General features: G+C 66.3%; 22 protein-coding genes, 1 tRNA gene, 1 other RNA gene and 2 pseudogenes. 16 read left to right on the top strand and 10 right to left on the bottom strand.

The window, feature by feature from the left end; genetic code table 11:
* Nucleotides 1-19: 19 nt before the first annotated feature.
* Both ACPXB3_RS04080 and ACPXB3_RS04075 read right to left on the bottom strand, forming a co-directional pair.
* A pseudogene (locus ACPXB3_RS04080) lies at nt 20-630 on the bottom strand (MerR family transcriptional regulator).
* A gap of 136 nt (nt 631-766) precedes the next feature.
* A complete protein-coding gene (locus tag ACPXB3_RS04075; protein ID WP_425706089.1) occupies nt 767-1,246 on the bottom strand; it encodes a hypothetical protein in 480 nt (159 codons plus the stop codon).
* Between the two features lie 90 nt (nt 1,247-1,336).
* Here ACPXB3_RS04075 and tgt point away from each other — a divergent pair, with 90 nt between their 5' ends.
* Nucleotides 1,337-2,629, top strand: coding sequence for a tRNA guanosine(34) transglycosylase Tgt (gene tgt / locus ACPXB3_RS04070; protein ID WP_425726571.1), 1,293 nt, complete (start codon nt 1,337-1,339; stop codon nt 2,627-2,629).
* Between the two features lie 30 nt (nt 2,630-2,659).
* Here tgt and gluQRS read toward each other — a convergent pair whose 3' ends face one another.
* The gene (gluQRS, locus tag ACPXB3_RS04065; protein ID WP_425726569.1) at nt 2,660-3,592 is read right to left on the bottom strand and encodes a tRNA glutamyl-Q(34) synthetase GluQRS; all 933 of its coding nucleotides are present in this window, start codon (nt 3,590-3,592) and stop codon (nt 2,660-2,662) included.
* 35 nt (nt 3,593-3,627) lie between these two features.
* Here gluQRS and ACPXB3_RS04060 point away from each other — a divergent pair, with 35 nt between their 5' ends.
* A complete protein-coding gene (locus tag ACPXB3_RS04060; protein ID WP_425726567.1) occupies nt 3,628-4,683 on the top strand; it encodes an ATP-dependent DNA ligase in 1,056 nt (351 codons plus the stop codon).
* Between the two features lies 1 nt (nt 4,684).
* A pseudogene (locus ACPXB3_RS04055) lies at nt 4,685-5,762 on the top strand (DNA polymerase domain-containing protein).
* 4 nt (nt 5,763-5,766) lie between these two features.
* On the opposite strand, the gene ACPXB3_RS04050 reads toward ACPXB3_RS04055, so the two are convergent.
* Nucleotides 5,767-6,621 carry an NmrA/HSCARG family protein gene (locus ACPXB3_RS04050; RefSeq protein ID WP_425726565.1) on the bottom strand — a complete coding sequence of 285 codons (855 nt, stop codon included), beginning with the start codon at nt 6,619-6,621 and terminating at the stop codon, nt 5,767-5,769.
* A 161-nt stretch (nt 6,622-6,782) separates the two neighbouring features.
* Here ACPXB3_RS04050 and ACPXB3_RS04045 point away from each other — a divergent pair, with 161 nt between their 5' ends.
* The 6 genes from ACPXB3_RS04045 (at nt 6,783) to ACPXB3_RS04020 (ending at nt 11,031) form a co-directional block, all read left to right on the top strand.
* Nucleotides 6,783-7,424 (top strand): trypsin-like serine protease, encoded by a 642-nt coding sequence (locus ACPXB3_RS04045; protein ID WP_425726563.1) that lies wholly within the window; start codon nt 6,783-6,785, stop codon nt 7,422-7,424.
* 104 nt (nt 7,425-7,528) lie between these two features.
* Nucleotides 7,529-7,616 (top strand) — tRNA-Ser (locus ACPXB3_RS04040).
* A gap of 248 nt (nt 7,617-7,864) precedes the next feature.
* A complete protein-coding gene (locus tag ACPXB3_RS04035; protein WP_425726561.1) occupies nt 7,865-8,539 on the top strand; it encodes an MspA family porin in 675 nt (224 codons plus the stop codon).
* 88 nt (nt 8,540-8,627) lie between these two features.
* A complete protein-coding gene (locus tag ACPXB3_RS04030) occupies nt 8,628-9,026 on the top strand; it encodes a hypothetical protein (protein ID WP_425726559.1) in 399 nt (132 codons plus the stop codon).
* Nucleotides 9,027-9,541: 515 nt separating this feature from the next.
* Entirely contained in the window at nt 9,542-10,660 is a 1,119-nt protein-coding gene (locus ACPXB3_RS04025) for a hypothetical protein (protein WP_425726557.1), read from the top strand.
* The gene (locus ACPXB3_RS04020; protein WP_425707095.1) at nt 10,657-11,031 is read left to right on the top strand and encodes a DUF6188 family protein; all 375 of its coding nucleotides are present in this window, start codon (nt 10,657-10,659) and stop codon (nt 11,029-11,031) included. Before ACPXB3_RS04025 ends, ACPXB3_RS04020 begins: the two co-directional genes overlap by 4 nt.
* 10 nt (nt 11,032-11,041) lie before the next feature.
* Here the strand turns inward: ACPXB3_RS04020 and ACPXB3_RS04015 are convergent, their stop codons facing one another.
* The gene (locus ACPXB3_RS04015; protein ID WP_425726555.1) at nt 11,042-11,500 is read right to left on the bottom strand and encodes a hypothetical protein; all 459 of its coding nucleotides are present in this window, start codon (nt 11,498-11,500) and stop codon (nt 11,042-11,044) included.
* Nucleotides 11,501-12,425: 925 nt separating this feature from the next.
* Here ACPXB3_RS04015 and ACPXB3_RS04010 point away from each other — a divergent pair.
* Nucleotides 12,426-13,148 (top strand): hypothetical protein, encoded by a 723-nt coding sequence (locus ACPXB3_RS04010; RefSeq protein WP_425707097.1) that lies wholly within the window; start codon nt 12,426-12,428, stop codon nt 13,146-13,148.
* A gap of 520 nt (nt 13,149-13,668) precedes the next feature.
* Here ACPXB3_RS04010 and ACPXB3_RS04005 read toward each other — a convergent pair.
* Complete coding sequence (locus tag ACPXB3_RS04005) at nt 13,669-14,079, bottom strand: hypothetical protein (RefSeq protein ID WP_425726553.1); 411 nt, start codon at nt 14,077-14,079, stop codon at nt 13,669-13,671.
* A gap of 260 nt (nt 14,080-14,339) precedes the next feature.
* Between ACPXB3_RS04005 and ACPXB3_RS04000 the strand changes: the two genes are divergently transcribed.
* The 5 genes from ACPXB3_RS04000 (at nt 14,340) to ACPXB3_RS03980 (ending at nt 20,054) form a co-directional block, all read left to right on the top strand.
* Complete coding sequence (locus ACPXB3_RS04000) at nt 14,340-15,722, top strand: 8-oxoguanine deaminase (RefSeq protein ID WP_425706993.1); 1,383 nt, start codon at nt 14,340-14,342, stop codon at nt 15,720-15,722.
* A 2-nt stretch (nt 15,723-15,724) separates the two neighbouring features.
* A complete protein-coding gene (locus ACPXB3_RS03995; protein ID WP_425706992.1) occupies nt 15,725-17,155 on the top strand; it encodes a solute carrier family 23 protein in 1,431 nt (476 codons plus the stop codon).
* A 100-nt stretch (nt 17,156-17,255) separates the two neighbouring features.
* An RNA gene (ffs, locus tag ACPXB3_RS03990) (signal recognition particle sRNA small type) lies at nt 17,256-17,350 on the top strand.
* Nucleotides 17,351-17,417: 67 nt separating this feature from the next.
* Nucleotides 17,418-18,695, top strand: a complete 1,278-nt coding sequence (locus tag ACPXB3_RS03985) for an aminotransferase class I/II-fold pyridoxal phosphate-dependent enzyme (protein WP_425726551.1) — start codon at nt 17,418-17,420, stop codon at nt 18,693-18,695.
* 123 nt (nt 18,696-18,818) lie between these two features.
* Nucleotides 18,819-20,054 (top strand): glycosyltransferase 87 family protein, encoded by a 1,236-nt coding sequence (locus ACPXB3_RS03980; RefSeq protein ID WP_425726900.1) that lies wholly within the window; start codon nt 18,819-18,821, stop codon nt 20,052-20,054.
* Nucleotides 20,055-20,082: 28 nt separating this feature from the next.
* Here the strand turns inward: ACPXB3_RS03980 and ACPXB3_RS03975 are convergent, their stop codons facing one another.
* Nucleotides 20,083-20,349, bottom strand: a complete 267-nt coding sequence (locus tag ACPXB3_RS03975) for a type II toxin-antitoxin system RelE family toxin (RefSeq protein ID WP_425726549.1) — start codon at nt 20,347-20,349, stop codon at nt 20,083-20,085.
* The gene (locus ACPXB3_RS03970; RefSeq protein WP_425706989.1) at nt 20,346-20,615 is read right to left on the bottom strand and encodes a type II toxin-antitoxin system Phd/YefM family antitoxin; all 270 of its coding nucleotides are present in this window, start codon (nt 20,613-20,615) and stop codon (nt 20,346-20,348) included. The genes ACPXB3_RS03975 and ACPXB3_RS03970 overlap by 4 nt, the downstream gene beginning before the upstream one ends.
* Nucleotides 20,616-20,726: 111 nt before the next feature.
* Here ACPXB3_RS03970 and ACPXB3_RS03965 point away from each other — a divergent pair, with 111 nt between their 5' ends.
* On the top strand, nt 20,727-22,997 hold the full coding sequence (locus ACPXB3_RS03965; protein ID WP_425726547.1) for a DNA polymerase III subunit gamma and tau: 2,271 nt from the start codon (nt 20,727-20,729) through the stop codon (nt 22,995-22,997).
* 29 nt (nt 22,998-23,026) lie between these two features.
* On the opposite strand, the gene ACPXB3_RS03960 is transcribed toward ACPXB3_RS03965, so the two are convergent.
* A complete protein-coding gene (locus ACPXB3_RS03960; protein WP_425726545.1) occupies nt 23,027-24,349 on the bottom strand; it encodes a class I SAM-dependent methyltransferase in 1,323 nt (440 codons plus the stop codon).
* Nucleotides 24,346-25,752 carry an FAD-binding protein gene (locus ACPXB3_RS03955; RefSeq protein ID WP_425726898.1) on the bottom strand — a complete coding sequence of 469 codons (1,407 nt, stop codon included), beginning with the start codon at nt 25,750-25,752 and terminating at the stop codon, nt 24,346-24,348. The genes ACPXB3_RS03960 and ACPXB3_RS03955 overlap by 4 nt, the downstream gene beginning before the upstream one ends.
* Nucleotides 25,753-25,826: the final 74 nt, after the last annotated feature.

Raw genomic sequence — 25,826 nt, 5'->3', positions numbered from 1 at the left:
GCCGAGTGCTGCCGGCAGGCTATGTCTGCCGGGCGGCGTTGGCCCGGATCACGTCGCGCAGGTAGGCGGCAAGGCCGGGGGCGATGTCGTCGTAGTGCTCGGTGAACCGCGGATCGGCGACGTACATGTCGCCCAGGCACACCTGCATCTCGTGGCCGCAGTCGTAGAACTTCTCGATCCCGCCGCGATGCTGCTCGGCGAGGTCGTTGGCCTCGGCCGACCCGGGGGCGACCCCCGGTGCAGCGCGGCGGCAAGCGCCGCCTCGAAGGCGTCGGTCTGGTCTTTGATCTGCTGCCACTCCGCCTTCGTGTATGCCGCGGTGCGCTGCCGGCTCTGCTTCCAGGCGTCGGTGTCGCCCCAGCGCTCCTGCGCCTCGTCGGCGTACTCGTCGCCGAGCAGGTGGGCCAGCGCGTCGGCCGTCGGGTCGTCGAGCAGGGTCGCTATCTGCTCGAGGGGAAATCCCAGTTCCCGGTAGGTGAGGACCTGGTGCAGCCGTTCGACGTCCGCGTCGTCGGAGACGCGGTAGCCCGCGCTCGTGCGGCCGGACGGCACCACGAGCCCGATGCTGTCGTAGTGGTGCAGAGTGCGCACGCTGACACCGACGAGCCGGGCCGTCGCGCCGACGGTCAGCTCACCGGGCCCCGATGACGCCGCGCGGGTGCCTCTGGACCGAAAATCGGGATGTCCTTCGCTCACCTCGCCACCTTCGGGTCTGACGTCGCGTGAGGGTCAAGCGCGAATGCCGGACGCGCGATCGGATCTCAGGTCAGGGGGTCAAACCGATGGCCTTGTTGCCGGACTGGCATGCGGCCAGGATTCCGCGGGCCTCCGACGGGCCGCACGTCCAACCCGAGACCTGCTGCTCGTGGCCCGTCGCGATCTTCGGGCTGTATTCGGTCGCCACCTTCTGGGCCGTCGCGCAGTCGACGTTTCCGGCGAGCACGAGTACTCGCAGGGCGCCGTCCGGGCCGGGGACGTTACCGCAGGTGGTGGCCGTCGCCGCAGCCGAGGATACGGCGCTCGTCCTGGTGGTGTGGGTGGCCGAGTGCGGGCTCGGTCCGGCGACCACGGGCACGCTCGTTGCGGGCGCGGACGCGGCGGGGGTGGATGTGCCACCGGCGTCGGACTGCTGTTCGTCACCGCAGGCGGCGAGCGAAGCCGTCGCGATCGCCGCCATCCCGACGATGCCGAACCACTGCCACGTGATCCGGCGACGAGTGCGAGGTGATCGAGAGCGAAGTGACATGGTCTTCACGGTAGCGAACCCGGGGATGGTCCAGGCCGGGGCTGCTCGTCCGGTTTGGGCGCCATCGCGGTGTCCTGCGAAGATGCATCGGTGACCTCGCACGACACCGCGCCCACCGACCCCCGGAAGCTGGGGCCTTCCTTCCGGATCGGCACCCGGTTGCCCGGCGCCCGGTCGCCCGGTGCTCTGGGCCGCACCGGCGTCATCACGACGCCCCACGGCGACATCCATACGCCCGCATTCGTTCCGGTCGGGACCAAGGCGACGGTGAAGACCGTGTTGCCCGAGTCGGTGGCGGCTCTCGGCGCGCAGGCGGTGCTGGCCAACGCCTATCACCTCTATCTGCAGCCGGGCGCGGAGATCATCGACGAGGCGGGTGGACTCGGCGCCTTCATGAACTGGCCGGGACCGACCTATACCGACAGCGGCGGATTCCAGGTCATGTCGCTGGGTGCCGGATTCAAGAAGGTCATCTCGATGGACCTGACCGGAGAGCAAGACGACCACAAGATCGCCGAAGGCCGCGAACGGCTTTCGCATGTCGACGACGACGGGGTGACGTTCAAGTCGCATCTGGACGGATCGTTCCACCGCTTCTCTCCCGAGGTGTCGATGCGCATCCAGCATCAACTCGGGGCTGACATCATCTTTGCCTTCGACGAGCTCACGACGTTGATGAACACCCGTGGCTACCAAGAGAATTCGCTGGAGCGGACCCGGCTGTGGGCGATTCGCTGCCTGGCCGAGCACAACCGGCTCTCGCTCGACCGCGGCCACCGCCCGCAGCAGTCGTTGTGGGGCGTCATCCAGGGTGCGCAGTACGAGGATCTGCGACGCAAGGCTGCGCGCGACCTCACCGAACTGTCCCGGATCGATCGCGAGTCGGGCGGAAAGGGCTTCGGTGGCTACGGAATCGGTGGCGCGCTGGAGAAGGACAACCTCGGGACCATCGTCGGCTGGGTCAACACCGAGCTGCCCGAGGACGCACCGAAGCATCTCCTCGGCATCAGCGAACCCGACGACATCTTCACCGCGATCGAGAACGGTGTGGACACCTTCGATTGTGTCTCGCCCACGCGCGTGGCCCGCAACGGCGCGGTGTACACGCGTGACGGACGGGTGAACATCACCAATTCGCGCTTCCGCCGTGACTTCGGGCCGATCGATCCCGAGATCACCAACTACACATCGCAATACACGCGCGCCTACCTGCACCACCTGTTCAAGGCGAAAGAAGGGCTGGCCGCCACCCTGGCCACCCTGCACAACGTCGCCTTCATCATCGACATGGTCGACGGTGCGCGGGACGCGATCGACAACGGCGACTACCCGGCCTACCGCGACGAGTTCCTCGGCCGCTACTACGCGGGCCGCAGTCGCTGACGGTGGGCCGGCTGCGACCGTCCATGCGTGTCAATGCCATTCGTCGTCGGAGACGATCCACGGCGTGCGCGGCAGCTGGGCAGGGTCGAATCTCGATGCAAGCGTGTCGATGTCGACGTGCTCGCCCGGGGCGGCCAGCCGCAGCGACACCGCGATGTGGTCGAGGACGGTGCCGGGGCCGATGCCAAGAGCAGCGAGGTCGGCGAGGGTGATCGCGCCGTCACGTTTGCTCAGCCGGACATGCTCGGGGTTGAGCACCATGGGGACGTGCGCGTAGGTGGGCGGGGTGTGGCCCAGCAGGGTGGCGAGGTAGGCCTGCCTGGGAGCCGACGTCAGCAGGTCGTCGCCTCGGCACACCTGGTCGATTCCCTGCTCGGCGTCGTCGACGACGACCGCGAGATTGTAGGCGGGGGTGCCGTCGCCGCGTTGGATGACGAAGTCGTCGACGGCGCCGGTGTAGGAGCCGTGTAGCACGTCGTGGACGGTGAATTCGGCGCGGTCGGCGAGGATCCGGATCGCCGGCGGTCGTCCGGTGGCGCGCTTCTCGGCGCGCTGTTGTGCGGTCAGGGTGCGGCAGGTGCCCGGGTATGCCCCGGGCGGGGTGTGGGGCGCGCTTGGCGCGTCGAGGATTTCCCTTCGCGTACAGAAGCATTCGAAGGTGCGGCCGGCGTTGTTCAGTTCGTCGATGATCTGCCGGTAGCGGCGCAGCCGATCGGTCTGGTAGCGGACCGGCGGCTCCCAGCCGAGGCCCAGGGCGTGCAGGTCGGCGATCTGGCCGGCGTCGGCTCCGATGACGGTGCGGTCCAGATCCTCCATGCGGAGCAGGAATCGGCGTCCACCGGTGCGGGCGAACAGCCACGCCAGCACCGCAGTGCGCAGATTACCCACATGCAGGGGCCCGGACGGGGACGGCGCGAATCGTCCCGCCGGAGTGGCCCCGGAAACGCCAGGATCTTCGGTCATTGCCCTACAGGCTACAAGTGGGCGACGATGGAGCCGTGGATCTCCCCGTGAACCCTCCGGTCGCGCCCATGCTGGCCAAGGCGGTGCCCGCCGTGCCCGTCCAGCCGGCCGGCGGCGAGCCGGAATGGTCTTACGAACCGAAGTGGGACGGATTCCGCGCGTTGATCTTTCGGGACGGCGACGAGGTGTTCATCGGCTCCCGCGGCGGGAAGGACCTCGCCCGCTACTTTCCCGAGATCGTGGCCGCCGCCCGCGAGGAGCTGCCCACCAAGGTGGTGCTCGACGGCGAGATCGGGGTGCCGTCGGCGATCGACGGGACCCAGCGTCTCGACTGGGACTCCCTCGCTCAACGCATTCACCCCGCCGCTTCGCGGGTGACGATGCTCGCGGCGACCACCCCGGCGATCTTCATCGGCTTCGACGCCCTCGCGCTCGGCACCGTCGCGGTCAAGGACGAACCGTTGCGCATCCGTCGTGAGACGCTCGTCGAAGCGATCGGCCCGGGCGGGCGTGACCGCCGCTTCCACGTCAGCCGGGTCACCACCGACGCCGCGCTCGCCGAGGGGTGGTTCGCGGAGTTCGAGGGCGCCGGCCTCGACGGGGTCGTCGCCAAACGCCTTGCCGGGCGCTACGTCGAGAACAAGCGCGAGATGGTGAAGATCAAGCACAAACGAACCGCCGATTGCGTGGTGATCGGGTACCGCGTCCACAAGAGCGGTACCGGCCTCGGGTCGATGCTGCTCGGCCTGTATTACGACGGCGATCTCCGGATGGTCGGTGGCGCAGGAGCTTTCACCGACGCCAAGCGTATCGAGCTGCAGGAGATGTTCGAGCCGATGCGACTCGATCCGGAGCGGCCCGCGGCCGGTGAGCCGACGCGGTGGCGGTCGGAGAAATCCGGGGAGTGGATTCCGATCCGCCCCGAACTCGTCGCCGAGGTGGCCTACGACCAGATGGAGAACGGCCGATTCCGGCACACCGTGAAATTCCTGCGGTGGCGCCCGGACCGGGAGCCGGAGAGCTGCGGCTACGAACAACTCGAGGTGCCGTTGACCTACGATCTGCGCGACGTCCTGGAAGGACAAGACTGACATGGCATCTCGCTCGCCCGCCGAGGAACTCGACGTCGGCGGCATCGCCGTACGGATGAGCAATCCGGACAAGATCTACTTCCCCGAACTCGGTACCGACGGTGGTCGCAAACGCGATCTGGTCGGCTATTACCGGGCGATGGCGCTGCTCGACGACGGTGGTGACGGACCGATCATGACGGCGCTGCGCGACCGGCCGACCTTTCTGCAACGGTTTCCCGACGGCATCGAGGGCGACGAGATCTATCAGAAGCACATCGCGAAGAAGCGGCCCGAACACGTCAAGTCGACGCGAATCACCTTCCCGTCCGGTCGCACCGGGGATGCGCTGCGCCCCACGGTGCCCGCCGACATCGTGTGGGGCGCCAATCTCGGTACCGTCACCTTTCACAGCTGGCCCACCCACGACGAGGACAACGATCATCCCGACCAGCTGCGCATCGACCTCGACCCGCAGCCCGGCACCGATTTCGACGATGTCCGCCGCGTCGCCGTCGAGATCCTCGCACCGCTGTTGGACGAACTGGGATACACGGGATTTCCCAAGACCTCCGGTGGACGCGGAATCCATGTCTTCGTGCCCATCGAGCCGTTGTGGGACTTCATCGCGACGCGCCGAGCGGTGATCGCGATCGCCCGCGAGATGGAGCGCCGCGATCCCGACGCAGTGACCACGTCGTGGTGGAAAGAGGACCGCGGAGAACGCATCTTCATCGACTTCAACCAGAACGCCCGCGACCGGACGATGGCCTCACCGTATTCGGTGCGCCGCAGCGCGAACGCGCGGGTGTCGACGCCGCTCACGTGGCAGGAGCTCGCCGACGTCGACCCGGACGACTGCACCATGGCCACCGTCCCGGATCTCGTTGCCCGCCGGGGTGATCCGATGGCCGACATCGCCGGTCACCGACACGGTCTGCAGCCGCTGCTGGAGATGGTGGCGCGCGACGCTACCGGACGGGCTCGGCGACCTGCCCTACCCGCCGAGTTATCCGAAGATGCCGGGTGAGCCGCCGCGCGTGCAGCCCAGCAAAAAGGTTGCCGCACACTGGGATGAGCAGGGCAACCGGATCGACTGAGCGTTCAGCCGAAGGCCTGTCCGGCCCACTGCGCGAAGGACTGCCAGCCCACCTGCGGGAACTGCTGATGCAGTTGCGGAATGTTGACGCGGTAGCCGGTGCTGCCGAGATAGGTGAACATCGCACGCATATCCGGTGACGAAATGCGTTCGGGATCATAGGATTCGGCCTGCACTGTCCGGCCTCGCACCGAGGAGAGGACAGCGGCCATCTGGCCCGGGGTGACCGAGTCCGACGCGATGTCGATCCGTGCGCCGACGTGTGCCGCGGGATCGGCGAACAGGGTGGCGACGAAGGAACCGAGGTCGGCCCGCGAGAGTTGCTGCAACGGCATCTCGGTGGGTATGGCGATCAACAATGCTCCGGCGTCGAGTGCGTCGGTGTTCCCGAAGATGTTGTCGTAGAAGTAGGTCGGGCCGACCACGGTGTGCGGGATGTCGGTGGCCGCGAGACGTTGCTCGACCTGATATTTCGACTCGAAGTGGGGGACACCGGTGCCCTGGTCGGCGCTCGCCACCGAGGAGAACACCAGATAGGGCAACGATGCCGCACGCCCGGCGGCGATGATGGCATCGCCCTGGGCCAGTTCGGCGTCGACGCCGGACTCGAAGGGCGTGGTCAACGCGAACGCTCCGGCGGTGCCGGCGAACGCCTCGGTGAGTCCGTCGCCACTCACCAGGTCCGCGACCGCCAGCTCCACGCCGCGTCCGGCGAGTGCCTGCGCTCGCGGCGAGTCGGGTGCCCGCACCACCGCGCGCACTGCCCGGCCGACGTCGAGGAGCGCGTCGACGACAGCGCCGCCCTGACCGCCGGTGGCGCCCAGTACCGCGATCGGCGCAGATGACGCGGGTGTGGACATCGTGGTTCCCTTCGACGGTGGCGACCCGAGTCTACGTTTCGGGCATCGACGATTCCGGGTTGTCCGGCGACTTCCGAGTGGCCGTGATCACCTGACGATTCACGATCGAAAAGATCGTGTTAGGTTACCTGCACCTTTGGACTACAGGAAGACGAGAAGACATGCGTATCAAACTGCTGGCGGCGTTGGTGCTCGGCGCGGTGGGTCTGGTGGCCGCTCCGGTGGCCACGGCGCAGGCGGCTGTCCCGACGGTCCGTTCGGGGATGGCGATCAACGTCGACGAGACCATCGTGACCTCGACGTCGTGCACGCTCGGTGCCGTCGTGTCGCCGTCGAAGGCCCTCACGGCCGGGCACTGTGGTCATGTCGGACAGGTGGTGTACACCGATCAGGGCGACGTCATCGGCAAGATCACCGCCAACCAGATCACCCGCGGACTCGACATCGCAGTGATCTCGCTTGCCCCGCATACGCGTGCCCAACTCGACTCCGTCGCCTGGGGTGCGGCCATCACCAAGGGTGAGCGCGTCACCAAAATGGGCGTGACCAGTGGCTTCAGTGCCGGCACCATCGCCGACCCGAAGCCGACCATGCGGACCGCCTACGGCTACTCCTTTGCGCCCCCGTTCCTGCTGCAGAACTCGACGGTCAGCGTGCGCGCAGTGCTCTTCTCCCGTGAGGGCGACAGCGGTTCCGGCATCCGCGACGCGGGCGGCAATGTCGTGGGCATCCTGTCGGCGGGAGCCTCCGACAACGACACGCTCGTCGCCCCGGTCTCCCTGCTTCCCGCCGGGCTGCGTTGACCGACGTCGGGCATTCCGCCGACGTGAAGCAGGGCGTCGGCGGACGCGGTCGGAAGCACGGGTTTGGGTTGGACGCCCGCGCCCGGTTATGATCGACCGTCGTTGGAGGATTCGCCTAGTGGCCTATGGCGCTCGCCTGGAACGCGGGTTGGGTTAACGCCCTCGGGGGTTCGAATCCCCCATCCTCCGCCAAACGGTGTCAGTCGAGCTCGGCGCGTACGCAAGTGCGTGCCGAGCTCGTTTCGTTGGTGGGGCGTTGGCCTGTGTTGATTCCTTCGGTCCGGCGCGTTCGTGCGATGACATCGCCGCTCCTCGGCTGCTTGATAGTGGCCCGAGTGTTCAAGTTGCCGGACCTCTCGCTGAGTGCTTTGCTTGCTGCATATCTAGATTCACGATTGCGCATCCCCGGGTGCGCGGTGTCGGATGGTGAGGGGAATGGGATGGCAGTGGGCATGAGTTCGCGCGTGCGGTGGCGGGCAGCAGCATCACGCCGAGTGCTCGTGGGCGCCGGCATAGCACTTGCGGTGACCGCGGCGGTGTGTGGTTCCGGCGTGGCTGGTGCGGCGCCGGGTTCGTTTGCTGATAAGCAGACGACGAAGCGGACGGGTGATGGTTGGGTGGTGTCGGCGGTCAAGTCGCAGGAGCGGGTGCGGTCGGTGCCACCGTTGAACCAATCATCGTGGACGCGTGAGGGTTTCCTCTCCTTGAGGGGCGAGGGCCTGATCGCTGGAACCGGTTCGGTGCCGGTCCAGGCGGGCACGGTGGCGGCGGGATTCCAGATCGGTTGCAACACGGATGTGACCTCGGGTGTGACGGTGGGGGTCTCGGGTGGTCCGTCGGCGCAGATGAATATTTCGTATCCGCCGGCGGTGGTGATCGGTGCGACGGTCACCCCGAATGTTTCGACCACGCTGCGGCCGGGCACGATCGCCGATATTCCGTTCGGGTCGAAGAAGCTGCAGACCGGCACGGCCGGTATCACTGTCGATGGGGTGCATGTGAAGGTCGATGGCTGTTTGGGCCCGGTCGCGCTGCGCGCCTATGTGACGGTGAGTGTGTCGACTGCGTTGAACGACAACACGATCAACGTGTACGGCGAACCCCACTACTTGTGACAGATCGGCCGCGCACGTGGGCGGCTCGTGCACTTTGATCTCTCGACTTCCGCTAATGTGACGATCTCGCGAAGGGCTGTGATCTGCTATGAGTGCTCCTGCTTCGCCTGTTCCCGGTGGTGCGCATCGCCTTGACACCGATGCGGCGGCCACCGAACGCCCCATCGCATCTGGCGCTGACCGTTCGCCCGCTGACGGTGCGCCAGCGGGCGCCGACGACGATGCCGCCGGTCGTGGCGTTCCTGTACTCACGGTGGTGTTGTTCCTGCTCGGCTGCGTGTTGCTGGTGCTCGCCGCAGCGAACCTGGCGAATCTCGGTGCGTGGTCGGATCGGTGGGGTGTGATTCCGGTGTTCCTGGTGTTCTTTGTGGTGATGTCGGTTGCCGGGCGCTGGTTTTGGGCCGGCGCGGATGCGATCCTCGGTGCCCTGATGTGGGGCAAAGCCAAATGGTCCCCTGCACTCAACAGCACGCCGGAGAGTCGGTGAGGTCGAAGGTTCGTCGTGGCCGTCATCGGCTTCCGCGTCGTCGTCTCGGTGCCGGGCTGATGGTCGCCGCGGTGTTGGCGATCGGCGGTGGGGTGACGGTGGCGGCGTTGGGGAGTGATCCGGTTCCGGCGCGCGCGGATGCGTTGTGTGATCAGATGCGCGCCCAGTACGGTTCGAATTGGCCGTGTATTTCGGTGCCGACGAACACGTTTCAGCCGACTACGAATACGCCGGCACCCACGCCTGGCGGCAGCGGTGCGGGTGCTGGTGGGCCGCAGGTCGGGTCGAATATCGGGCCCGGGCCCGGTGAGGGCGACGGCACCCCGATCGTGACCGTGCCCGGCCAAGCCGCCCCACGGACACCGGCAGGTGGCGGTACCGGAAACGGCGGCGCCACATCGCCTGACGCCAGGAATGGGCCGACCGCGCCGACACCGGCTCCGCCCGCCGGCGGTGGGCGGCTACCGGTGGTGCCTTCCACTGCTGCCCCGGCTGTCACAACGGTTCCAGGAGTCGTGATCGCGCCCCCTGAGGCCGGCGACCCGCCGCGCGCGTTGGCACCGGGGGCGAAGCACCCGGAAGTTCCGTTGGCGGCGTGGGTCGTGGCGGGTGCGGCGGCATTCGCTGCCGCGAATCCGCGGGTGCGGCGCGCTGGGCTCGGCGTGCGGTCGGCGATGAAGGGAGGATCGACCGCTTCGCGGGGCGGAGAATGGGGGCGCCGTTTCGGTTATGCCCAGGCGGCAGCAATACGTCCGCAACACGGGCCCGACGATCCGAGCGCAAACGATGTTGCGCCTCACGAGCATCATGATCTGTCACCGAGTAGCGGTACGGGTGATAACGGTGGCAACACGACCATCAACGGTGGTGATGGCGGGGGCGGCTCGACATGGAGCGGTGGTGGTGGCGTGGGCGACGGTGGAGACAACGGCAACTCGCAGTCCACGCTGCAGTCTCCCGCACCCGAGACTGCTCCAGCTCCGGATGTCGAGCCGACTCCCGATCCGCAGGACAAACAGCCGTCGTACACTATGCCGAACTACGTAGCTCCTGGCGGCGACAGCGGCATCGAAGCTGACCCGGTCTTCTTCCTCATCGATGACGCTGCCGAAGCTGCGATTCTTGCTCTTCTGCTCTCCGCCATCATGGCCACGATCATCAGCGAATACGGCTGGGAGTGGGTACGTACCCACCCCGACCAACTGCCCGATCTGATGATCGACAAGCTTCCTGGATGGCTCGCCGACCAGGTCGATAAGGTGAAGGACTGGATCAGTCAGTACTTCACGGAGAATCATGACGGCAACGGTGACGACGCACCTGATCGGTCAAAGCCGTGGCAAGGACAGGGTGACAACCCCCCAGACCGTCCCGACGGTGTTCCTAGCGATTGGGTACCGAGGCGCTCCGACAATGGGAAGGGCTGGGTATGGCAGAAGCCGGGGGCGAAAGGTAACGCGGACTCAGTGCGCGTGATGGAGCCAGACGGCCGAAATCCCTCCGGATATGTGCGGATCTACAATGGGCATGGCCAGCCGATTGACCTCGACGGTAAACCCTCTGGTAACTCCCAGACACATATTCCCATCAAGCCCGACGGGTCATTCCCACTGCCGAAAGGGTGGAAACCATGAGCGTAGCCATACCACTCCCGCTGGCTGGCGACAAGGTTATCGATATTGACGGCGGCTACACGATTATTCTAAGAACGAACAATGACAATTTCCTCACCCTTGAGGACCCCATGGTCTGTGTCACTAATGCGGGCGAAAGATTCGTTGTTGATCCACGAGAGGGGTCTCCGCGCGTTGAATTGCTAACACCGTTGATGGAGAGTCCGATTACTTCGGCGGCCTACACCGAGGAATATCAGCTGACTGTTCTACTCGATAGTGGGTTCTCCTTCTTCGTCGAACCAAATCACGATGGATATGAATCGTGGAATGCGCGGTACGGTGACCACCTAATTGTGGCGATGTGGGAGCCGGGCCTCGGGAGTCAGTAACTTGCTGGGTTCAGCACCTTACGTTATCTGTCTGTGCGAGGAGCTGCATGTGACCGTCTCGCCACCAGCTCAGTAGCCGTGTGACTTCGGATCCAGGGTTCGAAAGCCGTCTCGGTAGCTCCGCCAATGGTGTCAGTCGAGCTCGGTGCGTACGCAAGTGCGCGCCGAGCTCGGTCTTGTACGTGGATAGCCTGACCTGCGGGTTTCGCGGTGCGAGCAGGATGGTTTCGGTCGGGATGAGTCCACCGATGTCGAACGCGGTATCGACGGATTGTGCCTCTGGTGTGCTGGCGGACGGGGTGCAGGGAGTCTCGGTTATCTCGTTGGTCGTGATCCGCGTGTCGGTGTCGACGGCGAGCTGTGCGGCAAACAGCTGGTGCACGACGGCGAACTGCACCTGTCCGTCCTCGCCTGCTTTGTTGTGGCCGGCGAGCACTTCTTGGGCGCGCAGCCACGTGTCGGGAGACACCAGTGCTGGGTGGCTGCCCGGCTGCCCTCATGATGGCAGGTCTTTGCCGGCCGATGGGAGCCCGAAGAGCAATCCCGAAGGCCACATCCCCTTCAAGACTGGTTGAAGTGAAAGCGATGGGCCACTCCATGGCGGTGCGTTACCCGGAAATGCGAGGCCGCGTGCGAGATGCGGTAGATATGATTGCGCACGCTCGCGATTCTGACTACTGGCGTCATGAGAAGTGCTACAAGTCGTACTCTCCTTCGCTGTGTATTGAAATGCTCTACGACGTAGACGCAGTGTTTCCGGACCCGGATTACTTAGTTGACGCTGCCATATATGATAATGAAGTAGCATCCTTTAAACGGCTATTCTCGGAATACGATTCGATAGTTGACGCCTGTGACGCGAACGATGGAGTCGGACACGTTAACGACTCGCGGTGGCCAGCAGTTGAGGCGGCGGCTTGGGACGTACTTCGTCAAATGTCCAAAAATGATGAAAGTAGCCAATAGGCCGAAGATGAATATGGCGTCCCCTCCCGGGTCGCGCTGGAACCGCAGCCGTAACCACGGCGCCCAGCGGATAGGCTATCTCTTCGGAAACCGTTCAGGTCGATCGGCTGGCCACACCCGTACGCTTGATGGTGGGTGCGGGTGGCTTCACTTCGGGCGTTGGCCAAAAGACAGGCAAGCATATCAATGTATATTCGAACGGATACATACGATGACATCTGGTAATCAGAACCGTGGTTCACGGTCCGATCTACCCGATTGGGCCGATCCACGACTGGTGGTGCGAATTTCCGGACGGGGTGACGAGCCTTTCGTGATCAGTGGCAATCCACATACGTTCCGCGGTCTGGTCAGCCTTTACAGCCTTCGTGACCGTGTTGGGCAATCCGCACATCCGCGCGACATCATCGTCCAGTCGGAGTACGCACGTGGGTATCTATCAGGATATCTGTCGGGCAATGAGCCGACCCCTCCGTCCACGATGTTGCTCGAAGGCAGCCGGATGGGATCGCGAGCGGGACTTCTTCCACGCCTTTGAGCGAGAACTTCCGGTGGAGCGCGGTGGGTTGTTCGCGGTGAACGCCGTGTACGCAGGCGATCGTACGACCGACGAATTCGACATTCTAGAGCGCATGTTTGAAGCGCTCGACAGCACCGCGAATTTTTGGGAGTCGGCACGATGGGTGCCCGTTTGCGCTGACCACATGCCGGCGATGCGTATTCGAACGGCAGAGGACATTCGGAACGTCGCTGCATGGTTCACTTCTCCGATGGCGCTGCAGGGTGCGTGGAATCCTCGGCGCGATATCAGGGTGGTCAATGCCGCCCCCAGTGGAGTGACCGACGGCGCAGTCGAACTCGTGTTCCGTATCACCGCTGACGAGGAAGGCGGACTCGATCAGCTTGGGGTGACCGTCAACATCGAACGGCCCGAGGTACTCGACGACAGCGGTGATGGGCGGCACCCATCTGTCGAAGCAGCGGTCGGATCCGTTCTGCATGCTGTTGTCGTCGGGTTGCAGCCCGATGTCGCGTCGGCATCCGGCGGCGCGGCACTCCTGGCCTGCAATGCCTTTGGCGTCGATGTGGAAGGATATGGGGCTCGATCACCGCTGTCCCGGGCTGGCTCACGTACCTGGGTCCCCGGATAGCGCACCGAACCGCCTCGGCAGCACTTGACCACGACTCGCTTCGTGTGAGCCAATCCGGTCCCGGGATACTCATCGAATATGTTCACGGACTGCAAGCGCTTGGAGTCGACGACGCGAACATGCTGGCGGCGGCCATTGACGCTGATGACGAGTAGCTGTTCGTTGCGCGGTCAGTCGTCCGACGTCGAGGTGAGCTCCGATACGCGCTGCGGAGACACCTGCATCAGGTATCCGACGCATCGGACCGTAAGGCCTTGCTCGCGGAACCTCAGTGCCACTCGGCGGGACTCGCTCGCCGCTTCGCGCTGCACCTGCTCAAGACGCTGCAAGTAGGTACGGACGCCGGCGAGGGCTTATCGATCGGCGTGGGTATCGGCCGTGGGCATTTGCATCGAGCGGCGCTCGGATTCGGCTTGCCGACGCAGTGCGTCGATATGCGCCTCGCTCGGTCGCAACGTCATTTCCTCGGTGCCGACGATACCGGTCTGATACCGCCTTCTGCGGTGTCCGCAGACGGGTGCTACGGCACGGCAAATGTCGCGAATCCGGGCGTGATGATGCCCGATGCCAGAATTGTCAGGGCGATCTGCCCGCGCCCGGTGAGGAGAACCGCCTGTGGCACAACGCCGTTCAGGCCAGGCCCGAGTTTCGCGTATCCGGTCGCCCCGGTCGACAGGTTCACCCAGTGCACATCGGCACCCGGTATGCAGCCCCAGCGATCAGGTCGGCCGCCGGTGATGGTGGCGGTTCCGCGGCCGATCTCGGCGACGCATCGGACCGCGGGCACATCGAAGCTTCCGTTGGGATTGCCGAACGCTGCCGGATTGATCTGGAACGGAACGGTCGGGGGAGCGGCCGACGCGACCCCCGGCATGGCAAAGATCAGGGCACCGAACACCGCAGCGCCGGCGGCGAGAACGCGAATACGCATCAGGGGCCTCCTCGAATGGGTCATCGTCCCTGACCAGTGTGTCGTTTCGCGGCTCGAGAATGTGACATCACGAAGAACCGGAGACACCACGCCGATGCGGTGACATCGGCGTCATGGCCACGACACATCCCGGAAATATGCGGTGGGTAGAACGTTTGTCAGCCCGTCCGCTCGGCAGAGCGGTGACGATCCGGCGGCCAACCTCCGGGACAGGGTCTTCCTGTGGCACGTTCCGTGTCACGTTTCGTGGAGGTCCTCTCATGCCCGATTCTGTCCTGTCCGCGTGCGATCTGCTCGTCACCAACGCCTATATCGTCGTCGACACCGATTGGGAGATCGACGGGGGCTGGATCGCGGTCACCGACGGCCGTGTCAGCGGGGTCGGCGCGTCGGCCACGCCGCCGCCGGCGGCCACCGAGACGATCGATGCCGGCGGACGCCTGGTGACCCCCGGGTTGGTGAACACCCACCACCACATGTATCAGAACCTCACCAGATCGTTTGCGCCCGTGGTCAATACGTCACTGTTCGAGTGGCTGACGGCGCTCTATCCGATCTGGGCCGAGATCGACGACGAGGCCGTCTACCTCTCCACCTGGGTCGGCATGGCCGAGTTGCTGCTCGGCGGGTGCACGCTCTCGTCGGATCACATGTACGTCCATCCGCGGCCGGGTCTGATCGACGCGCAGATCGATGCCGCGACCTCGATGGGTTTCCGCTTCTACGCCAACCGCGGTTCGATGACCCGATCGGTGGAGGACGGCGGTCTGCCTCCGCGTAGCGTGGTGCAGTCCGAAGACGAGATCCTTTCCGACAGTGAGCGACTCCTCGACACGCACCACGATCGCAATCCCGGCGCCATGATCCGCGTCGCGCTGGCTCCCTGCTCCCCGTTCTCGGTGACCGAGGACATCATGCGCGAATCCGCGGCCCTCGCACAGCGCAGCGCCGCACGTCTGCACACCCACCTCGCCGAGGATCCACAGGAAGACGAATTCTGCCAGGCGACCTATGGACGCACCCCGGTCGAATACTTCGAGAGCGTCGGCTGGATGCACGACCGATCATGGGTGGCGCACTTCATCTATCCCAGTGCCGACGAACGCCGCCGGATGGCCGCGGCCGGGGTGGGCGTCGCGCATTGCCCGAGTTCCAACATGATGATCGGGGGCGGGGCCGCCGACGTCCTCGAACTCCGTGGGCTCGGCGCGCCGGTCGGCCTGGGCTGCGACGGCTCGGCCTCCACCGACCATGCCTCGCTGTGGCTCGAAGCCCGAACGGCGTTGCTGCTCGGACGTTTTCGCAACGGCCCACGATCGATGACCGCACGCGACGCACTGTATGCGGCCACCCGCGGTGGCGCCGCGTGCCTGGGCTGGGACGACGAGGTCGGCCACCTGCGGCCCGGTGCCTGCGCCGATCTGGTCATCTGGGCCGCCGCCGCGGAATCCTTGGCCGGCGCCCTCACCGACCCCGTCGAGGCCTGGCTGCGATGCGGACCGATGCGCGCCGACACCACCGTCGTCGCCGGTCGCGTCCTCGTCCGCGACGGTCACCTCACCCATCCCGGCCACGACGACGCGATGTCGGCACATCGCGCGGCGGCCCGCAACCTCCAACGCAGCGCACTCCAGAAGGCTTGAGTATGTTCACCATTCGCCCATCGCACGCACCCGCCGCCGAAGCGGGCAGTACCGAGTCCAGCAACACCGAGGCCGGCAACACCGAGCCCGGCAGCGCAGACGCGCCGCGGCTGTCACCGCAGCGGACCCTGCTCCTCGGTCTGCAGCAACTTCTTGTCTCCAACGTGTGGCTCGACCCGATCTTCATCGCCTCGGTCGGTGGCCTGTCTCTGGGTCTCGGCGCGAACCTGGTGTCGGCGACGTTCATCGTGGCCGGCCTCGTCACGCTGGCCCAGACCACCCGACTCATCCGGCTGCCCGTCGTCGAAGGACCGTCGTCGGCGTTCTCGCCCTTGGCCATCGGCTATGCCAAGGCCGGGAGCCTGCCGGCCGCGTCACTGGGCCTGCTCATCGCGGCCGCGCTCGTCTTCGTCACGGCCGCGACGGGCCTGCTCGGTCGGGTCCGGCGCTACCTGACGCCCGCGGTCACCGGCACGATCATCCTGCTCGTCGGACTCTCGCTCACCGCATTCGGCTTCCAGGAGTTGTTCGGCGGAGCCGGAAGTCCCGCATTCGGCAGCGCTTCCGCGGTGATCACCGGAGTCCTCACGGTGGCGCTCGTGGGCGTTTGCGTGCTCGTCCGGCAGCTCCGTGCGGGCGCCTTCCTGATCGCGTTGGTCGTCGGTGACGCCGTCGCCGCCGCATTCGGGCTCGTCGACTTCAGCGCGCTGCGCGACGCCGCCTGGGTCGGGTTCCCGCATCTGCTGCCCTACGGATCGCTGCACTTCGACCTCGGGATCACCATCACCATGTGCATCGTGTTCTTCGTCGCCGTGGTCGAGGCGATCGGGATCTACGAGGCCACCGCGGCCGCGATCGGCGTCCGCCTGACGTCGCGCCGGCTGTCGGTCGGGGTGATGGCCGAGTCGGTCGGGACGGCGCTGTCGGCGGGGCTGGGTGGCTTCGGGGCGACGGCCTACGCGCAGAACCTCGGCGTCATCTCCGTGACCGGCGTCGCCAAGCTCAACGTGATCCGTTGCGCCGCAGTAGGTTTCCTGATTCTCGGTTTCTCGCCGAAGGTGGCCGCCCTGCTGACCGCCACCCCGTCACCGGTCGTCGGCGGTGTACTCGTCGCGGCCGCGATCGGCGTGATCTCGCACGGGGCGCGCTCGGCGTTCAGCGGTGACGGGGTGATCCCCGCATGCGCCGTGGCCGCGGCGCTCGGCATCCCGGCGATGACCGAGTCGCTCCACTGGAACTCGGTGGTCACGCAGGTCGCGTCGTCGCAGGTGGCGGTCGGCGCGCTGGTGGCGGTGTTCCTGCAACTGGTGCTCTCGATCGGCAGCCGGCGGCGAGCCCACGACGCGCACGAGACCACAGACATCGAGGCGGCAGACATCGAGACCCAAGAGGTCGACGCGGGAGCCCGCGCGGACCATCCACCCGCCCGGTGATGCGGTGCGCCGACGAGAACCGTGAGTGAGCGTATCCACAGGTCACCGGCCATTGCGCCGACCGATTGTGGTCGGGTGCGGACTGCTCGCTACACTTGACGACGGATCCCGCGCGGCGTGCATCCTGTGAACTCCCCCAGGGCCGGAAGGCAGCAAGGGTCAACGGGCTCTCTCGGGTGCGCGGGGTCCCCAAAATGGATCCACCCCGATCACTATCGCCGGCGCGTACCGCCTCTGCGTCGGCTACGCGAGAGGTCCCCCGTTGAACTTCCACTCTAAGAGTGCCGACGAACTCCGCGCCACCGCGGAGGACCTCCGAAAGCTCTACGAGGTACTCCGGGGTGCCGGCCTGAAGCTCGATCTGACCCGCGGCAAGCCGTCCCCGGAACAGCTCGACCTCTCCAACGGATTGCTGTCACTGCCGGGCGACGAGTACCGGGCGGCCGACGGCACCGACACCCGCAACTACGGCGGTGTCGCCGGATTGCCGGAGCTGCGGGCGATCTTCGGTGAGATCCTCGCCGTCGACCCGGCGAATCTGATCGCCTACGGCAACTCCAGCCTCGAGATCATGCACCACCTGACGACCTTCGGTCTGCTGAGCGGAACTGTCGATTCCGCGCAACCGTGGTCGTCGGGTCCGATCAAGTTCCTCTGCCCGGTACCCGGCTACGACCGGCATTTCGCGATCACCGAGCACTATGGCATCGAGATGGTGCCGGTCCCGACGAATCCCGACGGCCCCGACGTCGAGGCGTGCGCCGCGCTGACCGCGGCCGACCCGTCGATCAAGGGCATGTGGGCGGTACCGACCTACTCCAACCCGACCGGCGTGACGTTCTCCGAGGAGGTCACCCGCGGCCTGCTGTCCATGCCGGCGGCGCCGGACTTCCGGATCTACTGGGACAACGCCTACGCCGTCCACACCCTGGTCGATGCGCCGCCGACACCGCTGCCGGTGCTCGACATGGCCGCGCAGGCCGGAAACCCCAACCGCGTGTACGTGCTCGGGTCGACGTCGAAGATCACCTTCGCCGGGGCCGGCGTCGCATTCTTCGCCACCTCGCCCGCCAACCTCGAATGGTTCACCCGCAACATCGGTTTGGCGACCATCGGGCCGGACAAGGTGAACCAGCTGCGGCACGCGAAGTTCTTCGGCGACGCGGCCGGCGTGCACGCGCACATGGCCCGGCACCGTGAGATCCTCGCACCCAAGTTCCGGCTGGTGCTCGACATCCTCGAGGACCGGCTCGCCGAGTCGAAGGTCGCCTCGTGGTCGGAACCGGAGGGCGGCTACTTCATCAGTCTCGATGTGCCCGACGGCGCGGCCGCCCGCACCATCGCCCTCGCCAAGGACGCCGGCATCGCGTTGACCGCCGCCGGCTCGACCTTCCCGTACAAGAACGATCCGCACGACCGCAACATCCGTCTGGCACCGACCTTCCCGAGCACCGACGAGTTGCGGGTCGCCATGGACGGTGTCGCCACCTGTGTGCTGCTCGCCGCGACGGAGACGTTGCTCTCCGCACACGGCGCCTGACGGACTCGTCGGGATGGGTGTGTCGGACCGCTGCCCGTGAGGGGCGGCCGCGCCCGAGCGCTTGCGCTCTGTGTCGGTGCACTCGTGATCGGCGCGCTGGCGTTGTGGTGCCAGCACCTGATCATGCCGTTGCGCACCCCGTTCTGGGGACTGTTCGACTATCAGCTCGACCTCGACGTCTATCGCGGTGGCGCGCTGACGGTGTGGGACGGCGGCAGTCTCTACGACGCGAAGCTGCTCGGACAGATGGACTACACCTACGCACCGGTGTCGGTCCTGGTGCTGATGCCGTTCGCGTGGATGTCGTTCGAGGCCGCACGGATCGTGTGGAGCGTGGGCATCATCATCGCCCTCTATCTGGTGATCATGCTCAGCTTCCGCGCATTGGGCCGCCGGGCGAGTTGGCCGCTGCGCTGCCTGGCGATCGCGCTGGTGGCCGTCGTGATGCTGCTCGAGCCGGTGCGCACCACCATCTGGTACGGGCAGATCAACGTGTTCCTGCTGCTGCTGATCCTCGCCGACCTGCTCCGTGACGAGCGCTCCCGGCTCAAGGGAGTCGGTACCGGCATCGCGGCCGGGATCAAACTGACCCCGCTGCTGTTCGTGCTGTATCTCGCCCTGCTGCGCCGGTGGCGGACCCTGGCCGGGGTCGTCGGTGGCTTCGTGCTCACCGCCGTCGTCGGATTCGCCTTCCTGCCGCGCGAATCGTGGGCGTACTGGACCGACAAGATCTTCGACTCCAATCGCGTCGGCGCGCCGCAGACGCTGGGCAATCAGTCGCTGCGCGGGATGATCGCCAACCTCATGCACACCGACAGCCCCAACACGGCGGTCTGGCTCGTGCTGGTACTCATCGCGCTCGGATTGGGGATGGGCTCGGCGGTGCTGGCACATCGCCGCGGCCACGAGCTGCTCGCGGTGTCGATCGTCGGCATGACCTCATGTGCGATCTCGCCGATGTCGTGGGGCCACCACTGGGTGTGGTTCGTGCCGTTGGTGGTGATCTGCGTGGATCTGATGCTGCGCGCCGACCTGTCGGTGCTGCGTCGCGTCGTCGCCGGCGCCGGACTCGTCGCGCTGATGCTCGTCGCATTCGCCTGGCGCACGCATTTCGCCTATCCCATGTGGTTCGTCAACCGCACCGTCCCCGACGCCTACTTCACCGGATTGTTCTTCAAATCCCAGACCGGACCGGCGTGGGCGCAGTGGTTCCTCGTCTACCCGTACAACGCGATCTTCGCGGGGACGACGGTGGCCACACTGGTGGTGCTCGGACTTCCGGTAGTGCGGTCTCGCCGAGCGACCTTGTCCGCACCCGAGGAGGCCGTCTCGGATTCTGTTGAGGCTCCGCCGCATTGATGCCGCTCACTCGGTCCACAGTGTGTGGCTACCTGCTGCGGTAGATCCGAGAGCGATGATCCACGCGGACGATCAGCACCTGCGCGGGATCTTCGCGGATCTCGTAGAGGACGCGATAGTCCCCGCGCCTGGCGCTGTGCAATCCCTCGAGTTCACGCGTGAGTGGTTTGCCGACCCGCCGTGGGTTCTCCACCAACGGACCGAGGATGAATGCGACGACGGCGGCCGCGAATCGCGGTGAGATGCCGGCGAGGTCCCGCTCGGCACGAACCGACACCGCTACCTCGTAGGTCACCGACGTCCGTACCGAGCACGCAGGGCGTCAGCGGACAGTGTCCGTCCGGCGTCGAGGTCGGCCCGCGCTTCGGCCACGGCAGTGGCGGTTTCGGACTGCGAGAGCCAATGCAGCGTCTCCTGCAGCGACTCCCACTCCTCCGAGGAGACCAGGACTGCGGCGGGGGAACCGTTCCGGGTGATGGTCACGTGCTCGTGTGTCGTTGCCGCATCGTCTACGAGTTCGTTCAAGGAGCTCTTTGCCGCGCTGATGGAGATGGTCTTCATCGTTTCACAATAGGCCCTGATACAGGTCTACTGCAGACCTTTATTCAGGTTCTCGGCTCGGCCTGTGGGGGAGCGGCCCGGACTGTCGGTCACCGCCGGTAGTCTCGTCCCGTGGCCCTGTATCGCACCTATCGTCCTGCGACATTCGCCCAAGTCGTCGGCCAGGAGCATGTCACCGAGCCCTTGAGCCGGGCACTCGACGGCAATCGGATCAATCACGCCTATCTGTTCTCGGGGCCGCGTGGCTGCGGGAAGACGTCGTCGGCGCGCATCCTGGCGCGCTCGCTCAACTGCGTGCAGGGGCCCACCTCGACGCCGTGCGGTGAATGTTCGTCGTGTGTCGCGCTCGCGCCGGGCGGACCGGGCAACCTCGACGTCATCGAGCTCGACGCGGCCAGCCACGGCGGCGTCGACGACACCCGGGAACTACGCGACCGCGCCTTCTACGCCCCGTCCGAGTCGCGCTACCGCGTGTTCATCGTCGACGAGGCGCACATGGTCACCAACGCGGGTTTCAACGCGTTGCTCAAGATCGTCGAGGAGCCGCCGGAGCACCTCATCTTCGTCTTCGCCACCACCGAACCGGAAAAGGTACTGCCGACCATCCGGTCGCGCACCCATCACTACCCGTTCCGGTTGCTGGCCCCGCCGGTGATGCGTGGCCTCCTCGAGGACATCTGCGCCAAGGAGAACGTCCAGGTCGCACCCGACGTATACCCGCTGGTGATCCGCGCTGGGGGTGGTTCTCCGCGCGACTCGCTGTCGATCCTCGATCAACTGCTGGCCGGTGCCGGTACCGAGGGCGTCACCTACGAGCGTGCGCTGGCCCTGCTCGGCGTCACCGACATCGCGCTGATCGACGACGCCGTCGACGCCCTCGCGGCCGCGGACGGTGCGGCACTGTTCTCGGTGGTCGAAAAGGTCGTCGACGCCGGGCACGACCCGCGCCGCTTCGCGATCGACCTGCTCGAACGACTCCGCGATCTCATTCTGCTGCAAGCCGTTCCGGACGCCGCCGACCGCGGGTTGGTCGAGGCGCCCGGTGACCAACTGACCCGCATGCAGGCGCAGATCGAGCGCCTCGGGCCCGGCGGTCTGACGCGCTTCGCCGAGATCGTGCACAACGCACTCGGCGAGATGCGCGGCACGACCTCACCGCGACTGCTGCTCGAGGTGATGTGCGCGCGAATGCTGCTGCCCACCACCTCCGCCGACGACGCCGCACTGCTCCAGCGGCTCGAACGGATCGAATCCGGCGTCGCCGTCGCCAGGCCGGCGATACCGGTGGCGGTCGCGTCCGCGGCCGGGCCGTCGGCCCCGCCGCCTGCGCTGCCGGCCGACGAGCCGCCACCGAAGTACGTACGCCCCTCGCAACGCGCGGCAACGCCAGAGGAGGCCGTCCAGCAGCCCGCATCGACGAATGCGGTTCCGGCTGAGGCGGAACGCGTTGCCCCAGAACGAGAGACAGCCGGGGAGCGGAACGTCGAACAAACGCACGCTCGGCCGAGTGCGCCGGGATTGCGCGGCGGCGGTGATCCGACGTCGCCGCAACCACCGGCCCGACCGCGCCCGGAGCCGGCGCCAGAACCGGTCGCGAAACCTGTTGCCGCACCGGTCGCGAATCCTGTTGCCGCACCGGTAGCGAAGCCTGCGGCAGTGCCGGTGCCACAACCCGCCGCCGAGCCGGTCGCGGAAGTCGTTGTCGACGACGACATTCCGTTGCCCGACGAGCCATTCGACGAGTACGACGTGCCGCCGGACGAGGCGGCTCCGGTCGCCCCGCGTTCGGCGCCGACTCCCGAACCGGCCCCGCCCGCGCAACCCGGCATCGACGTGGACGCACTGCGTAAGCGGTTCCAGGAGGTACGGAGCGCGGTTCGGACGCGCTCGAAGAGCCTGGAGCCGATGCTGTCGGCGGCCGTCGTCGCCGATCTCGACGGCACGACCGTGGTACTGGCGCACCCCATCGAGGTGTTGGTGGGCAGATTGTCTGCGCCCCACGCGGTTTCGACCATTCGCGAGGCGCTGCAAGAAGTGTTCGGCGTCGACCTCGACGTGCGAACGGTTCACCGCGACGCGGCCGCGCCGAGTCCGGAAACCGCAGCTGCCCCACCACCCACCGCAGCGAAGCGGCAGACCTTCTCACGGCCGAGTCGGGCACGGTCGGGCGAGCCCGCCGGAGGTGACTCACCTGCGCCGGCTCCCGAGCCGGAGCCGGAACCCGAGCCGGAGCCGCCGCGATCGGATGAGGAGATCCCGGATGACGAGCGGGCGGAGATGGTCGCCGACGCGCACAACGCGATCCCCGACGCCCGGCTCGACCCGGACAAACTGGCGCTGGATCTGTTGCAGACCGAACTGGGCGCCCGACCGCTCGAGTAGCGGGGCGGCGACGGAGAAGTTCTCGAGCCCTACGCGTCCCACCACGGACGCAGCGGCAGCTCGTGACGGCCCTCGTCGTCGAGCTTGACGCCGAGTACGTGGTGCAGCTGAACGATGTTGCGTTCGAAGCCGATTCGGCACCCGGCCATGTAGAGGCCCCACAGCCGGGCGGTGCCTTCGCCGACCTCTTCGACCGCTTCGTCCCAATGCTCGACGAGGTTGCGGTTCCAGTCACGCAGCGTCATTGCGTAGTGGTAGCGGAAGTCCTCTTCGTGCAGCACCTCGACGCCGCCGATGTCCTGCACCTTCGAGATGATCTTGCCTGAACCGGTCAGCTCGCCGTCCGGGAACACGTAGCGGTCGATGAACGAGCCGGCACGCGAGCTCTTGGCGTTGTCGGGCCGGGTGATGCAGTGGTTCAACAACATTCCGCCGACGCGCAGCTTGTCGCGCATGAACGAGAAGTACGCCGGGTAGTTGTGGACCCCGATGTGCTCGGTGAGTCCGATCGAGGACACCGCGTCGAAGTTGCTCTCGGTGACGTCGCGGTAATCGCTGAAGCGCACCTCGGCGAACTCGCCGAGTCCCTCGTCGACGATCGCCTGCTGCGCCCACGATGCCTGCTCGGCCGACAACGTCACCCCGAGCACGTGCACGCCGCGTCGGGCCGCATACCGCACCATTCCGCCCCAGCCGCAACCGATGTCGAGGAGACGATCGCCGGGCTGCAGGCGCAGCTTGTCGAAGATCAGTCGGTATTTATTCTCCTGCGCGGTCTCCAGCGAGGCCTCGAGCTCGGGGTACACCGCACAGGTGTAGGTCATCGACGGTCCGAGTACCCACTCGTAGAAGGTGTTCGACACGTCGTAGTGGTGATGGATCACCTCGGCGTCGCGGGACTTGCTGTGCCGCAGGCCCTCGGCGAACCGGCGCCACCGCGGCAACGCCTCCTGCGGGGGCGGGGCGATCGGCTTGAAGTGCTCGATGCCCAGCGACCGGGCCACCTGCGCCAGCACCAGCGGCGACGGCCGCTTGAACTCGAGGTCGGCCGCGAGCGCCTGCAGTGCGCCGTACGGGTCGCCCGGGTGCGCGCCGACCAGTTCCAGATCGCCGGAGACGTAGGCGCGGGCCAGGCCCAGATCGCCGGGAGCGGTCACCAGGTAGGTGGTACCGCGGGGAGTCACCAGGTTGAGGCCGAACTCGGCGTCCTCCGGGCCGGCGGCACTGCCGTCATAAGCAGTGATCCGGATGTTGAGATTGCCACCCACGATCGATTCGAAGATCTGGGCGAGCGTCATCTTGCCCTGCTGTGCGCCGCTTTTCGACGGTGCAGTGTCTTTGAACGTCGTCATTGCCGTTTCACCGCTTTCGCATAGAGATCGAGCAGCCGGCCCCGGGGGTCGTACCGCTTCTTGAGCAGACGATAGTGCTCGCCCCCGTAAAGTTCATCGAATTCCTCGGGGCCGTAGAAGGATTCCGAATACAGCGACTTGTGGCCCCCGAGCTCGGCCACCTTGCGTTCGATCAATTTGTTGGTGTGTCCGGGATCGCCGGGCGTCACCGGTACCGCCGACCAGAAGCCGACGTTGACGTAGGTCTTCTCGGGCGCAAGTGGGTAGAGCGGCCAGGGGCGCAACGGGTCGGCATCCGGCGCCGACCCACCGATCGACTCACGAAGACGCAACGGGCACAGCCAGATCGGCTCGATCGGCACGTTATCCAGAAACCACTCCAGGTAGCCGGTGGTGTGCTCGATCGGGACCTCGATGTCCTGCACGACGCGCTCGTTGGCCGGCAGGCCCTTGCGCTTGTTGAGGCGGTCGGCGATGTCGAAGCGACGGTCGTAGCCGATCAACTTCCAGTAGAAACTGCTGCGCAGCAGGCGCTTGGGCCATAACCGGCGGATACGGGGGTCCTGGGCGCCGAATGCCCGTGAGCACCAGAACCAGTCGGTGTCCCAGCGCCACAGATAGTCGTGGATGGTCAGCCGATCCCGCTTGGGTGAAGCGGCCGGCTCGTGCTGGATGGACCGGTAGAAGATGTCCATCCCGGTGTAATCGCTGACCGGACCGGCCTCGCCGGTCTGGCGGCCCAGCGTCAGATATGCCTCGTCGGCAGTGAACACGGTGCCGTCCAGATAGTCGACGCGCTCACCGTCGTAGGTCTGCTCGGTGACGATGGTGGCCATCGCCTCCTGTAGCGCAGCCAGATCCGTGAAACGCACATGGCGCAGCGCGACGTACGGTTCGACCTTTTCCAGCTCGATCCGCAAACGCACCGAATATCCGAGTGTCCCATAGGAATTGGGAAATCCGTAGAACAGGTCGGCGTAGTCGTTGGTGGGGGTCGCGGTGATGATCTCGCCGTCGCCGGTGAGGATGTCGATCTCGAGGACGGACTCGTGCGGCAAGCCGTTGCGAAAAGAGGTGCTCTCGATGCCCAGGCCGGTGACCGCGCCACCGAGGGTGATCGTCTTGAGCTGCGGAACCACCTTGGGCGCCAACCCATACGGCAGGGTCGCGGCGACGAGGTTCTCGTAGGTGCACATCCCGGCGACGTCGGCGGTCTTGGCCGCGGCGTCGACGCTGATCACCCGGTCGAGCCCGGAGACGTCGAGCCCGGGATAGGGATTCTTTGCGCGGGCCCGAAAGAGGTTGGAGGTCTTCTTCGCGAGCCGTACGGTCGCCTGCGGTGGAATGGCGCGGTAACTTGCCAGGAGGGTCGCCACACCCTCATCGAATGCCGCTGCCCCCATCTCCCTCTGTGCCGAGCTCACTTGGCTAGCCTAGGACGTGAGCCTCATACCCGCCAATCAGTACCCTCACGAAG

The sequence above is a fragment of the Gordonia sp. DT219 genome (assembly GCF_049847065.1).
Lineage (GTDB): Bacteria > Actinomycetota > Actinomycetes > Mycobacteriales > Mycobacteriaceae > Gordonia.
This window is presented reverse-complemented; position numbering and strand designations above follow the sequence as displayed.